This is a genomic window from Marinomonas dokdonensis, assembly GCF_052747885.1.
The window spans coordinates 117590-131109 of the sequence record NZ_JBRAND010000002.1; the positions used below are offsets into that span (position 1 = coordinate 117590).

The following is a 13520-nucleotide window of genomic DNA, read 5'->3' on the forward strand; positions in this document are numbered from 1 at the left end:
AATTTTATTTTTACTAACATGATTGTTATGTCGCGTTTTGAAAGAAGGTTTGAACCATGGGTTAAGTTCAGCCCCCTTTCCATGACACCAGTGACGAACAGCTACTTGTCAAAACACTAGGTCTGGAGTCATTGTATGTAGGAGCGAGCAGGGGAATAAAATCGATTATTCGATGTAGTTTTATTTCAATCGAAAAAATAAATGTCGTTACATAACAACAAAATAAGGAAAATTTCATGAAGGTGTACTTCGTATCTGATGGCACAGCTATTACGGCTGAGGTATTTGGTTCGGCAATGTTGTCGTTTTTTGATGTGGCAGTAGATACCCAGAGTGTGCCTTTTTTAACCACCAAGGATCAGGCTTATGGGTTGAAAAAGCAGGTCGACTTAGAGGTGGGAAATGGTGTGCCACCCCTGCTGTTTTATACCATTGCAGACCTTGCCATAAGAGAGATTATTCAGTCCTGTGACTGCCATTGTTATAACCTGTTTGGTGATTTGCTATCGCCCATTGAAAAAGCTTTGGGTGTGCCAGCTCAGCCCACGGCACAAAAAGCTCATGGTATGAAAGAAGGTGTCTATGATGGCCGTATAGACGCCATAAACTATGCCCTAGCGAACGATGATGGGGTGTCTGTAAAGAACTTTGATCAAGCGGATATTATTCTGTTGGGGGTTTCTCGATCGGGCAAAACCCCAACCAGTTTGTATCTCGCTATGCAGTACGGCATTAAGGCCGCCAACTATCCCATCACAGAGGACGATTTTGCTGCAGTGGGCTTGCCCCGAGTGCTAAAAGAGCACAAGAAAAAGCTTTTTGGTTTAACCATAGATGCCCAGCGACTGCATGAAATTCGCACAGGCCGAATGGCGGCCAGTAAGTACGCTTCGCCACGACAATGTCGCTATGAAATTGAAGAAGTGGAGTCCTTATATCGCCAAGAGCGGATTCCTTTTTTGAACTCTACTAAACTCTCTGTGGAAGAAATTTCCACCAAAGTGATGGCAGAGATGCAATTAGTGCGGCATAGACAGTGAGTGAAAACCCTAAAACTTATCGAATTATTCGATGTGTCAGCTTAAAACGCTCATAAAGTAGACGATTAGGTGATAAAAAAGTTTTTGATAGGTCAAAATGTCATCAAAATCAGCTAGTTTAATGATGAAATGATCGATGAAATATCCATTTTGTTGTGGAATTACCAAATTTCATAAAGGAAGTTGATTGAATCGGCGAACATATTCCGTTACTTAAAGAGTATTAAGGCAGAATGCTCTATAATAGCGGCTAATTGAACTGGTTAGCGACTTGGTTTAGAGAGAAACAGGGCGCTGCAAAGGTTCTAAACAGTAAGGTGTGTTAAAGGTTTCCAAAATACTGCCTACAGATGACACCTTATTTTGAGACTGATGCACTCAGTGCGTGGCAAACATAGCCACAGTAACGCCGAAAAGATGAACGGCACCTGAGTAAACGTCTCTTTTTAAACCAAGGATAATAAACATTGAGTAATAAAAATATTAACGACCCACATAAACAACGCGAAGCGTCTAAGTACGATAACCCTGTACCCAGCCGCGAGTTCATTCTTGAATTCCTCGCGAAGCAAAATAAAGCCTACGGGCATCTAGATTTATGTGGAGAGTTTGCCCTGCAAGGGGAAGATGAGATTGAGGCACTACGTCGTCGTCTTATCGCCATGTGTCGTGATCACCAGCTAAACAGCAACCGCAATGACGAATACACTCCTGTGCTCGAAAGTGAGCTGATTGAAGGTTACATCCAAGGCAATAAAGAAGGCCATGGTTTTCTATTGCGAGCTTCGGATGATGATATCTTTATCTCGGCGCGCCAAATGCAAAATGTGATGGACGGCGACAAGGTTAAAGCGCGTTTATCAGGGCGCAGTGTGAAAGGTCGCTTAGATGGCGTGATCGTTGAAGTTCTAGAGCGTAAACACACCCGTTTAGTGGGTCGCTACTACGAAGAAAGCCGCACCGCGTTTGTAACCCCAGAAAACCCTCGTATCGCCCAAGACATTCTGATCACTAAAGACTCTGGCTTAACACCAAAACACGGTCAGTACGTGGTGGTAGAAATTGTTGCCTATGCAGAGCGTGGTAAGCCATTCCAAGGTCTGGTGAAGCAAATTTTGGGAGACTTCATGGCACCGGGTCTTGAGATAGACGTGGCTATGCACCGCTTTGAAATCCCCCATGAATGGCCAAAAGCCGTTGCCCAGCAAACTCAGCATTTCACCACAGAAGTGGCCGAAGAAGACAAAGCCAATCGTGTTGATTTGCGTGATACACCCTTTGTTACCATCGATGGTGAAGATGCCAGAGACTTTGACGACGCGGTATATTGTGAAAAAACTCCGGGTGGCTGGAAACTATTTGTCGCCATTGCCGATGTTTCTCACTATGTGAAAAAAGGCACAGCACTGGACGAAGAAGCCATTGTGCGCGGGAACTCTGTGTACTTCCCGGGTCGTGTTATTCCTATGCTGCCAGAAGTACTATCAAACGGTTTATGTTCATTGAACCCTGATGTTGATCGTCTGGCCATGGTGGCGGAAATTTCCCTTACCTCTCGAGGTAAAATGCGTGGTTACAAGTTTTATGAAGGCTTGATTCGATCCCATGCACGTCTAACTTACACCAAAGTTGCGAAAATGATCGCTGAAGAGCCAGAAGAACAAGGGCTTGAATTGCGCGAGCGTTATGCCTCGATTGTCTCTCATATTGATGATCTGAATGGCTTGTACCATACCCTTAAAGGGGCTCGTGACGAACGTGGTGCGATGGAATTTGATACAGTAGAAACTCGCATGGTTTTTGATGAAAATTCAAAAATCGAGCATATCGTGCCTGTAGAAAGAAACGATGCGCACAAACTTATTGAAGAGTGCATGTTGTGTGCGAACGTAGCAACCGCAGAATTACTGCTAAAAGCGGATTTACCTGCCCTGTTCCGTGTCCATGAAGGGCCAAAAGAAGATCGCTTACTTAACCTGCGCACCTATCTTGGCCTATTAGGACTTGAGCTATCTGGTGGTTTGAAACCAACGCCAGATGATTACGCGCAACTGGCCGAGCAAATCAAAGACCGTGCCGATGCCCGTAGTATTCAAACTATGATGCTGCGTTCCATGTCTCAAGCGGTTTATCAAGCCGATAACATGGGACACTTTGGTCTAAATTACCCAGCTTATACTCACTTTACCTCTCCAATTCGTCGCTACCCTGACTTATTGGTACACCGTGCGATTCGTTACTTGATTCGTGGCGAAGGTCGCCCTGTGGTGCGTCAAGCACATCGTGTGGCAGGCAGCCCAACCCTAAAAGCCAATAAAATCTACGGTTATGACCATGCGGATATGGACGGCTTCGGCGATTCTTGTTCGCAAAGTGAACGTCGTGCCGATGAAGCTACCCGTGATGTAGAAGCTTGGCTGAAATGTCAGTATGTGGAGCAACATTTGGGCGAAGCCTTTGATGGTGTTGTGACAGCGGTTACTGGCTTTGGTTTATTCGTGGAACTGCAAGGCTTGTTTGTAGACGGTCTGATCCACATTTCTGGTTTGGGGCAAGATTACTTTGTTCACGATATGGAGCATCAAGCCATTATCGGTGAACGCACTGGTCGTGTCTTCCGTCTTGGCGACACACTTAAAGTACGTGTGGCCAGCGTCAACCTAGAGCAACGTAAGATTGATTTGAGCCTGGATAACAGCCAGCAACCGCGTCGTCCAAAAGTGGAACGTAGCGATTTGACTGAGCTGGAAATGCAGCTGGCACAATTACCGCCGATAGAGTTGGGTGGGCGTCCTCGCAAGCCTAAAGCTAAAGCCGAAGCGGCTGACGCTAGCAAAGAGAAAGACGCTGCTAAAGATGGCAAAGATACAAAAAGCAAAGCCAAAAAGCGCCGTAGTCCTTCTAAAGGTAAACGAGTTAGACAAAAGAAAACGGCTCAAGCTGCCGCCAAGGATAGCGCGGGTAAAAAGCCTGCTGCCAAAAAAGCCAAAGCGAAAAAGCCTAAAAAAGCGAAAAAGAACAATGCTAAGCCTCGTTCAGCCGACTAAGTTTCTGGCTGGGCGATGCATTAAATTGTGTTAAATAGCACACAAAAATTAAGAGTAATAACGTAAAAATGTCAGATTTAGAATGGATATACGGCATGCATGCCGTGGAAAACGCCTTATCTCAGCAACCTGAGCGTGTCAAAGAAGTGCGTTTTCAAGAAGGCCGCGACGATAAAAAAACTCAACGCCTAGTACAGTTATGTAAAAAGGCAAAAGTACGCTACAGCATTGTTCCCCGTCGTGATCTCGACCAGCTGTTTAGCAAAACAAAAGAACGCGTCGTCCACCAAGGCGTGGTGGCTTATACCACAATGACCAAAGCGGGTGATGAAGGCGAGCTGCATACTTATATTGCGGGTTTAGAAGAAAATCCCCTAATTATCATCCTAGATGGTGTGACGGACCCTCATAATCTAGGGGCTTGTTTGCGTAGCGCCGATGCAGCGGGTGCCCATGCTGTGGTGATGCCAAAAGACAAATCGGCACCGCTAAATGCCACGGTGAGTAAAGTCGCCTGTGGCGCGGCAGAAAGTATGCCTGTTTATGCGGTAACGAACCTTGCGCGCACCATGAAAAAACTGCAAGACCAAGGTGTGTGGATTTTCGGTACAGCGGGTGAAGCTACGCAAACCGTTTATGAACAAGACTTTACCATCCCCACTGCCATTGTTATGGGAGCTGAAGGGGAAGGCATGCGCCGCTTAACTCGAGAACAGTGCGACTACCTTGTGAAGCTGCCAATGGCGGGAGTGGTATCAAGCTTGAATGTCTCGGTTGCCACAGGAGTGTGCTTGTACGAAGTGGTACGCCAACGAGCAGCAAAGGCTTAAAGGATCTGTGACTGTGTTTGATCAATTTAATATTTTGCCAATTAGTGACGATTTCGTCTCCGAGTTACGCCACAAAATAGACACGAAAACCAAGCCTTTAGGGGCGCTAGGTGAACTAGAATCGATCGCCCTGAAATTGGGTCAGATACAGCAGAGCCTAACCCCGAAGGTCGATAACGCCAAAATGTTGGTGTTCGCAGCGGATCATGGTGTGGTCGATCAGGGTATTAGTGCGTTCCCGCAGGAAGTGACGCCGCAAATGGTGGTCAATTTTTTACAAGGCGGCGCTGCAGTCAGTGTGTTTTGCCAGCAGCATCAGGTGCCTTTACGCATTGTGGATGTGGGTGTTAAAGCGGACTTAGCGGACCATCCTTTATTAGCGCAACGAAAAGTTGCTTATGGGACGCAAGATATTAGTCTCCAAGCGGCCATGGATGACCAAGCGTTAGCGGCAGCGATTGCCGCCGGTGTGGCTGAAGTGGATTTAGCCCTGCAAGAGGGTGTCACCTTACTCATGTTTGGCGAGATGGGCATAGGGAACACAGGTGTTTCTTCTTGTATGCTGAGCGCCATGACTGGGGCCAGCAGTGAAGCGACCGCTGGGCGCGGTACGGGGCTTGATGACGCTGGTGTGTCTCATAAAGCTAAGGTAATCGCCAAGGCGCTTGCCCGTGCAGAACAAGAGACAGGTCAAGCTTCAAGCTCTTGGCCAGCAGCAACCTTGGCGAAGCAGGTGGGTGGTTTTGAAATTGTTGCGATGGCCAGTGCCATGCTACAAGCCGCTCAGCACAAAACCGCGTTTGTGGTGGATGGCTTTATTTGTTCAGTGGCCTTGATGTTAGCGCAAAAGGTGTCGGCGAATGTGCTGGATTACGCTATTTTTGCACACCAATCTAATGAGCAGGCCCACCAGCAAGTGCTGGCACAATTAGGCGCTGAGCCCATTTTGTCCCTAGATTTACGCCTTGGTGAAGGCTCCGGTGCAATATTGGCTTACCCATTAATCAAGAGTGCTTGTGTGTTTTTGAACAAGATGGCGAGTTTTGAGCATGCAGGCGTTAGCGAAGGCGAATAGTGGTGAAACATTATAAAGAGTTGGCGCAACCTCATTGGCAAGGCTTTAAACGTAGCCTTTCAACTTATACCCGACTGCCCATTAAAGTAGATTGGCAACAAGAGGTGAAGCATACTTCCCCTGTGGCTTTCCTGCCTTGGGTGGGCTTGATCGTTGCTGTGTTGAGTGCTTGGCCGCTATGGTTTGACTGGTCTACCTCTTTGCAAGCTTTGCTCATGTTACTCACCGCCGTGCTATTGACTGGCGGCTTCCATGAAGACGGTTTAATGGACGCTTGCGATGGTCTTGTGGGGGGCTGGGAGCCAGAGCAAAGGCTTAAAATAATGAAAGACTCACGGATTGGCAGTTATGCGGCCTTATCTGTGTGGTTTTCCTTGAGTTTAAAATGGCTGCTGCTCAGTGAGCTATTAAGTGTTATCAACCATTCCTTTCTTGGTCTAATACTGGCGTTATGCGCTTGGTGTGCGGTGCATATTATCGCCCGCTTTACCCCCTTAGTGATAATGAACAGCCTTGATTATGTCAGTGGAGGCCAGAGCAAGGCGAGAAGCATGATAGCGCAGCTTAACCTTATAGAATGGGGTGTTGCCTTGGTGCCCGTTGTTCTTATGTGGCTGTTGGCGTTTGATGGTAGTGATCTTATCAATATCCTGTTAATCGTGATCTTGTATCTTGCCGCCTTACGCTTTTACTTACAGAAAAAAATTTCTGGTTACAATGGCGACACTTTAGGGGCCTGTGAGCAGTTCGCTGAGGTATTAATTCTGTTCTGCCTGTTTGTTTCCTACACGTGAAGCTGTTCCTAATTCGACATCCTAAGCCTGAGGTAACAAAAGGCTTATGCTATGGGCAGCTTGATGTTCCCCTAATGGCCAATTGGCAGCAATCAGCGGAGCCTCTTAAGCAACAGCTTATTCAGTATGTTTCATCCTCTACCAAGGCTTCTCAGGCTAGGTGTGCCTATTACCATAGCCCGCTAAGCCGTGCGGCCTTGTTAGCGGAATATCTGAGTGATGGCTGCTCTCACAGTGTGGATGCGTTAAAAGAATTGGATTTTGGTAAATGGGAAGGTCGCTGCTGGGAGGATATTCCGAAAACAGAGATTGACCTGTGGATGCAAGACATAGTATCAACTGCGCCCTACGAAGGCGAGTCTCTGCAAGACCTTGCACAACGCTTATGGCAGTGGTGGTCGCAATTGGCTCATGATGAACTTGATGCTTGTGTCTTGGTGGCTCATGCGGGTGTGATTAAGGTATTGGTGAGCTTGCTTTGCCAGTGGCCATTAGCTCAATGTCATCGCATTGATGTTGGCTTTTGCAGTGTCACAGAGCTGCAAATAATGGGTGATTATATTCAGTTAAAGCGCCTTGGGGCAGGGGACTGGGTACTTTAACCTCTTAATTTTATTAGGCTTATCAGATAAGCCTTGTGTGTTCTTGGTGAGAAAAATCAAATGTTACTTTATATTCTGGGCATGATAGGTATTGCAGCCTTTGCCATTACCGGTGTTATTTCCTCTGGCAAAAAAGACATGGATCTATTTTCCTTGCTGTTTTTAGGCATGGTTACCTCACTAGGGGGAGGCACCATACGTGATGTAATTTTGTCGGTGGAAACTGTGTATTGGGTAAAAGATACGTCTTATCTCTGGGTGGCGTGTTTGTCGTCGGCCTTTGCGTTCTTTACCGTGCGTATCATTGAAAACCGTCAAACCCTGTTCCATTATGCGGACTCTTTTGGGCTAGCGCTTTTTACTGTAGTGGCGACTGAAAAAGTATTGCTGCTGGGTTTTTCCCCTTCAATCGCTATTACCATGGGTATCATCACTGGGGTAGCAGGGGGCATTATTCGCGATGTATTAAGCCATAGACCACCGTTAGTATTGGGCAAAGAGTTTTATGCCACGCCGGCGTTTTTGGGGGCAGCTTTGGTGGTGCTACTAGAAAAAAACATACCTTCACATGAATTTAACTCGATTTACGCAGTGGCCTTAATCTTTATACTAAGGGTGTTTGCTATACATAAAGGCTTGTATTACCCGAGCTGGCTACTCTACAAAAAGAGGTGATCGATGAGTGATTCAGGCAATACCTCTGCTCAAAAAGCAGAACAAGCAGCGAAAAATGAAGTCCGTTTATTAAAAAAGAAAGCGGTTGTTGACCAGCGTATCGCAGCAGCAACGGAGGAGCGTGGAGTCACCATTCTTCTTACCGGCACTGGTAAAGGTAAAAGCTCCAGCGCGTTTGGCACTATGGCCAGAGCCTTAGGGCACGGCCAATCTTGCGCGGTGATTCAGTTTATTAAAGGTCGTAAGGCTACGGGTGAGCAGCTGTTTTTTGGCGAACATCCTAAAGTTGAGTTTCACGTAATGGGACACGGCTTTACTTGGGAAACCCGTGACCCAGAACTTGAGCAGAAAGCTGCTGAACAGGCGTGGGAACTGGCTAAAAATGTGTTGGCTAACCCTGATATTGATTTTGTTTTGCTCGATGAAATCACCTACATGTACAAATATGGCTACTTAAACGAAGCCGATCTCGTTGCAGCTTTGGCAAATCGTCCCGCTCATCAAAATGTCATGATGACAGGTCGTACGGCACCAAGAGCACTGCTGGACAGTGTGGATACTCATAGTAAGGTGAATAACGAACGTCACGCCTTTGCTAACGGTGTAAAAGCCCAAGCCGGTATTGAATGGTAGTACGGGTTGCAAGCTATAACACGGCTCTTAGCCGTGATAGGGCAGGCGAGCTAAAACAAGCTATTATCAGTGGTTCAGACAAACAGGTACTGGCCACCGAGCGCCTGCTTGAACAGATCAATGCAGATATCATACTGCTTAACGAAGTGGATTATGATGCCATAGAGCCACTGGTTGAGCGTCTTGCCCTGCAACAAAACTATCCTTATGCCTTCTATTTGCCCGTCAATACTGGGCAAGCGTCAGGACGGGACTTCGACAAAGATGGCCTGTGCTCTGATGTGGGGGCCGATGCCCTAGGTTTCGGACACTTTCCCGGTCAATATGGCATGCTGCTACTGTCCCGCTTTGCCATTGACCATCAAGCGTCCCGAAGTTTCCAACATTTCTTATGGCGAGACATGCCCTCGGCAAAAATGCCTCAGCATCCAGATGGCCGAGCTTGGTTTAATGAGCAAGACCTCGATGTTTTGCCCTTATCCTCAAAATCCCATTGGGATGTGGTAATTGAAATAGGGGAGCGCAAGTTACACTGCTTGTGTTCTCATCCTACTCCACCAGTCTTTGATGGCCCTGAGCGACGCAATGCTTGCCGAAATCATGATGAAATACGCTTTTGGTCAGACTATTTGTCTACGAAAAACTACTTTTATGATGATCAAGGCCGACAAGGGGGCTTCAGTGGGGAAGATTTTGTCTTGCTGGGGGATTTAAACGCTTCCTCAAAAGAAGGTGACGCTTTTCAGGGCGCCATTGAACAGCTTTTAAACCATCCTAAAATGGGTCGATACCCTTTCCCTACAAGTGTTGGTGGTAAACAACATTCTCCTAGAGCCAATAATAGCCCTTACCACACAGCAGTTTGGCGCATGCAAGCAGATTACGTGCGTTTAAGTCAGGGCTTAAAACTCATCAATCAAGGGATATTCTGGCCTGCACCCCAAGACCCATTGGCCCAGCTACTCAAGCACACTTCCGATCATAGATTAGTATTTGCTGATCTTTCTCATATTTAAGTGTTACATTATTGATAAGTAAACAGAAAAAATAGGACACTATGAAGCGTTATCCATCGACTACCGCATTGCGAGCATTTGAAGCCATTGCTCGACTTGGCAGTGTCTCGGCTGCAGCTCAAGAGTTAAGCCTGACACGTAGTGCAGTGAGTCACCAGTTGAACTTATTAGAGGATTTACTGGGATTCCCACTGACTCAAAAAGATGGCAGAGGTTTGACGCTCACTTATCAAGGGAAGCACTATGCCGATGAGGCAAAGAAGGTCTTAACGATTTTGCTGGAAGCGTCGAGGGCTAATGATGGCGAGGAGGTAACGGGAGAATTGATGGTTAGTTGTGCACCTGGGCTTGCTAACTATTGGTTGTGCCATAAGCTTTCTGCTTTCACTCAAAAGTATCCCAAAGTTTCCCTGCATATTGTCTCACCAAGTTTTCCTGGAGACATCTCTAACGATGATGTGGATTTATTTATTACTTATGGCAATGGTAATTGGCCTGAAAAGTACGTTAAACAGCTGATGACCATCCGCTTATTTCCTGTCTGTAGCCCCCATTTTTTTCATCAGCAAGGCGGTTTGGGCCATCCTTCAAACCTGGTGAAAATGCCCTTACTTCATCTTATGGGGCAAACAGATTGGCGAGTATGGTTGGCCGCAAATGGCGTGAGTAATATTCAGCTGGAAGGTGGTGTGGTTTTCTCCGATGCTAATTTTGTTCAGTCAGCAGCGATTGCAGGCCAAGGTATTGCCATTGGTGACAATATGGTCAGTGGTGATGCGCTTGCTAAGGGGTTGCTAATACGACCTTTCGAGAAAAGTATAGAATCCCCAAGAGCCTATTATCTGGTTACCTCCCCAGAAAAAATCGAAAGAAAAGAAGTTTTTTCCTTTGTTGAGTGGTTAGAAAGTCTTCTATCTGACGCTCAATCCCGCTATGACAAGCAATAAAACCTAGGCTTTTGTCGAGCACTATATGTGTGCTCGTAAGCGTTTTATCCGCACCATATTAAACCTCACATATCCTTTTAGACGGAAAAAAGGTTCTTTATACGGCTGAAATATCGATTAATTGGCCTTTAGCCGATATCTGTAATCTCTAAATCGTAATCTTAAAATTCCTGATTTCGTGCATTTATATAGTGCAAATAATCCCCATAGTTAAATATTTCTTATCTTTAGTCTTTGTAATTTCATTAATTGTCAAATTTTATTGAACAATGGTGTCAATATTATTCGATTGTTATTGGTTTTTTTCTGATCAAGAATCGAATTAAGGCAGTGAATGGATGTAGATCACATCCTTAAAGCGGCCTATCAATTTACGCTTACAAGATATTAGAGGCAGTTGTATGAGTGTTGAGGCAGGAACCGATTTTGTAACCGATATATACCCTAATTTATCCGAAGAAGAACGAGTACGGGTTGATTTGGCAGCGGCATATCATTTGATTGAGCATTTTCAAATGAGCGACAGTATTTATACCCATATCTCTGCCCGTGTTCCTGGTGATAAAGAGTATTTTTTAATTAACCCTTATGGGACTCGCTTCAGCGAGGTAAAAGCCAGTCAGTTGGTCACCATTGATCTTGACGGCAATATCATAAATGACCCATGCAGCATGGGGGCAAACCCTGCCGGTTTCACCATTCACTCCGCTATTCATGAAGCGCGTCCAGATTTGAAGTGTGCTTTACATACTCACACGGTTGCTGGTGTGGGGGTAGCTTCAACTCAAACTGGAATCTTGCCTATTAATCAGTGGGCTCTGCAATTTTATTACGGCGTGTCGCGTCATGCGTATGAAGGCATCGCTTTGAACCTAGAAGAAAGGGAGCGATTGGTAAACGACCTTGGTGCCGAAAATAAGGTGATGATTTTAGATAACCATGGACTGATGACCATGGGGTCAAGTGTCGGTGAGGCCTTCACTTTAATGTTCAACCTAGAGCGTGTTTGTAAGGTGCAAATGTCTGTTTTGGCCAGTGGTCAGCCTGTTAATCAAATAGATTCATCGGTCTGTGATTTGACTTACCACCAATATAAACAATTTGCCGAAATGAGTATGAAAGACGGCTTTCATGTGGAGTGGTTGGCGTACCTGAGACTACTAGAAAGGGTGTCGCCTTCTTATAAAGAGTAATGATGTTGATAGTGGAACTGGCAGTTTGCCAACTTAAATTTAAATATTTTGAACCTAGGAGAGAAATATGAAAAAGCTAATGATGGGGGCGGTAATCGCTTGCTTACCTTTCACTGCAAATGTTTATGCCCAAGCGCAAGATGGAGGAACTATCAATGTGGTTGTTCAGCCTGAGCCACCAAGCTTAATGATTGGTATGTACTCTAATGCGACTACTCAACAAGTAGGCGGCAACATCTTTGAAGGTTTGATGCGTTACGACAAAGACTTGGTTCCTCACCCACTGTTGGCCACTTCTTGGGAAAACTCTGAAGATGGTAAAACATGGACTTTTCATTTAAAAGAAGGCGTTGTTTGGCATGATGGCAAGCCTTTTACATCCGCGGATGTTGTCTTCTCTATCGATAAATTATTGCGTGAAACAAATGCAAGACTACGCACATCATTAGAGTTTGTTGAAAGCATCACAGCGCCTGATGACTACACAGTGGTGTTTCAGTTAAAACAGCCGTTTGGCCCTTTCATTCGACTATTTGAAGTTGGCACCACGCCAATGTTGCCTAAGCATATTTACGAAGGCACAGATTACAAATTAAACCCAGCGAATCACCATCCTATTGGTACAGGGCCTTTTGTATTCAAAGAGTGGCAAAAAGGTTCCTTTATTCACCTAGCAAAAAATGAAAATTACCACGTTCAAGGCTTGCCTCATATTGATGAACTTTACTGGCATGTTATTCCAGATGCGGCTTCAAGATCGGTTGCTTTTGAAACTGGAAAAATTGATGTCTTGCCTGGTGGAACCGTGGAAAACTTTGATGTGCCACGCTTAAGTGGGCTAGACAATGTCTGTGTTACCACCGAGGGTTGGGAATTCTTCTCACCTCATGCTTGGCTATGGTTAAACAACCGTCAAGGCCCTACAGCGGATAAGCGTTTCCGTCAGGCTGTTATGTACGCCATGGACCGAGAGTTTGCCAAGTCTGTGCTTTGGAACGATTACGGGAAAATTGCCAAAGGCCCTGTCGGTTCAAAAACCACTTTCTTTGATGAAAGTATCCCGGATTATGAATACAACCCTAAGAAAGCTAAAGCGTTACTTAAAGAGATGGGCTATGACGGCACCCCTGTTCGTCTAATGGCAATGCCATACGGTGAAACTTGGCAACGTTGGACAGAAGTTGTTAAGCAAAACCTAGAAGAAGTGGGCATTAAAACTAAGATTGTTTCTACGGATGTTGCAGGTTGGAACCAGAAAATTGCTGACTGGGACTACGATATTTCCTTCACATATCTATACCAATATGGTGACCCTGCACTAGGCGTATCTCGTACTTACCTGTCAAGCAATATTGCCAAAGGTTCACCTTGGAATAACGCTGAAGGCTATGTAAATAAACAAGTAGATCAGTGGTTTAACGAAGCTGCAGTGGCTTTCCCTGATTCCAAACGTGAAGAATTGTACAGCAAAATTCAGCATCAATTGGTGGAAGATGTTCCTGTTGCTTGGCTGATGGAACTGGAATTTCCAACCATCTACAACTGTAAAGTACAAAACCTTGTTGACTCTGCCATCGGTATCAATGATGCCTTCGGTACAGCTTGGATTAAACAGTAATCTAATGGGAGCAAGCCTTTCGGCTTGCTCCCTCAATAAGAGTAATCTTT

12 protein-coding genes are annotated in these 13520 nt (G+C 45.6%); all 12 read left to right on the plus strand.

Annotated elements, in window-relative coordinates; genetic code table 11:
* The first annotated feature begins 236 nt into the window (after positions 1 to 236).
* Positions 237 to 1040: a pyruvate, water dikinase regulatory protein gene (locus ACUM5Y_RS05060; protein ID WP_445975777.1), complete on the plus strand. Its 804-nt coding sequence runs from the start codon at positions 237 to 239 to the stop codon at positions 1038 to 1040.
* Positions 1041 to 1507: 467 nt separating this feature from the next.
* Entirely contained in the window at positions 1508 to 4087 is a 2580-nt protein-coding gene (gene rnr, locus ACUM5Y_RS05065) for a ribonuclease R (RefSeq protein WP_445975778.1), read from the plus strand.
* Positions 4088 to 4155: 68 nt separating this feature from the next.
* Positions 4156 to 4917: a 23S rRNA (guanosine(2251)-2'-O)-methyltransferase RlmB gene (gene rlmB / locus ACUM5Y_RS05070; RefSeq protein ID WP_445975779.1), complete on the plus strand. Its 762-nt coding sequence runs from the start codon at positions 4156 to 4158 to the stop codon at positions 4915 to 4917.
* A 13-nt stretch (positions 4918 to 4930) separates the two neighbouring features.
* Positions 4931 to 5992 carry a nicotinate-nucleotide--dimethylbenzimidazole phosphoribosyltransferase gene (cobT, locus tag ACUM5Y_RS05075; RefSeq protein ID WP_445975780.1) on the plus strand — a complete coding sequence of 354 codons (1062 nt, stop codon included), beginning with the start codon at positions 4931 to 4933 and terminating at the stop codon, positions 5990 to 5992.
* 2 nt (positions 5993 to 5994) lie between these two features.
* On the plus strand, positions 5995 to 6786 hold the full coding sequence (locus ACUM5Y_RS05080; protein WP_445975781.1) for an adenosylcobinamide-GDP ribazoletransferase: 792 nt from the start codon (positions 5995 to 5997) through the stop codon (positions 6784 to 6786).
* On the plus strand, positions 6783 to 7388 hold the full coding sequence (locus tag ACUM5Y_RS05085) for a histidine phosphatase family protein (protein ID WP_445975782.1): 606 nt from the start codon (positions 6783 to 6785) through the stop codon (positions 7386 to 7388). Before ACUM5Y_RS05080 ends, ACUM5Y_RS05085 begins: the two co-directional genes overlap by 4 nt.
* Before the next feature lie 60 nt (positions 7389 to 7448).
* Entirely contained in the window at positions 7449 to 8063 is a 615-nt protein-coding gene (locus ACUM5Y_RS05090) for a trimeric intracellular cation channel family protein (protein ID WP_445975783.1), read from the plus strand.
* A gap of 3 nt (positions 8064 to 8066) precedes the next feature.
* Positions 8067 to 8696, plus strand: coding sequence for a cob(I)yrinic acid a,c-diamide adenosyltransferase (gene cobO / locus ACUM5Y_RS05095; RefSeq protein ID WP_445975784.1), 630 nt, complete (start codon positions 8067 to 8069; stop codon positions 8694 to 8696).
* A complete protein-coding gene (locus ACUM5Y_RS05100; protein ID WP_445975785.1) occupies positions 8690 to 9712 on the plus strand; it encodes an endonuclease/exonuclease/phosphatase family protein in 1023 nt (340 codons plus the stop codon). The genes cobO and ACUM5Y_RS05100 overlap by 7 nt, the downstream gene beginning before the upstream one ends.
* A gap of 41 nt (positions 9713 to 9753) precedes the next feature.
* Entirely contained in the window at positions 9754 to 10659 is a 906-nt protein-coding gene (locus ACUM5Y_RS05105; RefSeq protein WP_445975786.1) for a LysR substrate-binding domain-containing protein, read from the plus strand.
* Between the two features lie 401 nt (positions 10660 to 11060).
* A complete protein-coding gene (locus ACUM5Y_RS05110) occupies positions 11061 to 11852 on the plus strand; it encodes a class II aldolase/adducin family protein (RefSeq protein WP_445975787.1) in 792 nt (263 codons plus the stop codon).
* Between the two features lie 67 nt (positions 11853 to 11919).
* Positions 11920 to 13470, plus strand: coding sequence for an ABC transporter substrate-binding protein (locus ACUM5Y_RS05115; RefSeq protein WP_445975788.1), 1551 nt, complete (start codon positions 11920 to 11922; stop codon positions 13468 to 13470).
* The last annotated feature ends 50 nt before the right edge of the window (positions 13471 to 13520 follow it).

Coding starts and splice junctions, on each gene's coding strand:
- ACUM5Y_RS05110 (WP_445975787.1), top strand. CDS start 11,061: ATGAGTGTTGAGGCAGGAACCGATTTTGTAACCGATATATACCCTAAT.
- rlmB (WP_445975779.1), top strand. CDS start 4,156: ATGTCAGATTTAGAATGGATATACGGCATGCATGCCGTGGAAAACGCC.
- ACUM5Y_RS05115 (WP_445975788.1), top strand. CDS start 11,920: ATGAAAAAGCTAATGATGGGGGCGGTAATCGCTTGCTTACCTTTCACT.
- ACUM5Y_RS05105 (WP_445975786.1), top strand. CDS start 9,754: ATGAAGCGTTATCCATCGACTACCGCATTGCGAGCATTTGAAGCCATT.
- ACUM5Y_RS05100 (WP_445975785.1), top strand. CDS start 8,690: ATGGTAGTACGGGTTGCAAGCTATAACACGGCTCTTAGCCGTGATAGG.
- ACUM5Y_RS05090 (WP_445975783.1), top strand. CDS start 7,449: ATGTTACTTTATATTCTGGGCATGATAGGTATTGCAGCCTTTGCCATT.
- cobO (WP_445975784.1), top strand. CDS start 8,067: ATGAGTGATTCAGGCAATACCTCTGCTCAAAAAGCAGAACAAGCAGCG.
- ACUM5Y_RS05060 (WP_445975777.1), top strand. CDS start 237: ATGAAGGTGTACTTCGTATCTGATGGCACAGCTATTACGGCTGAGGTA.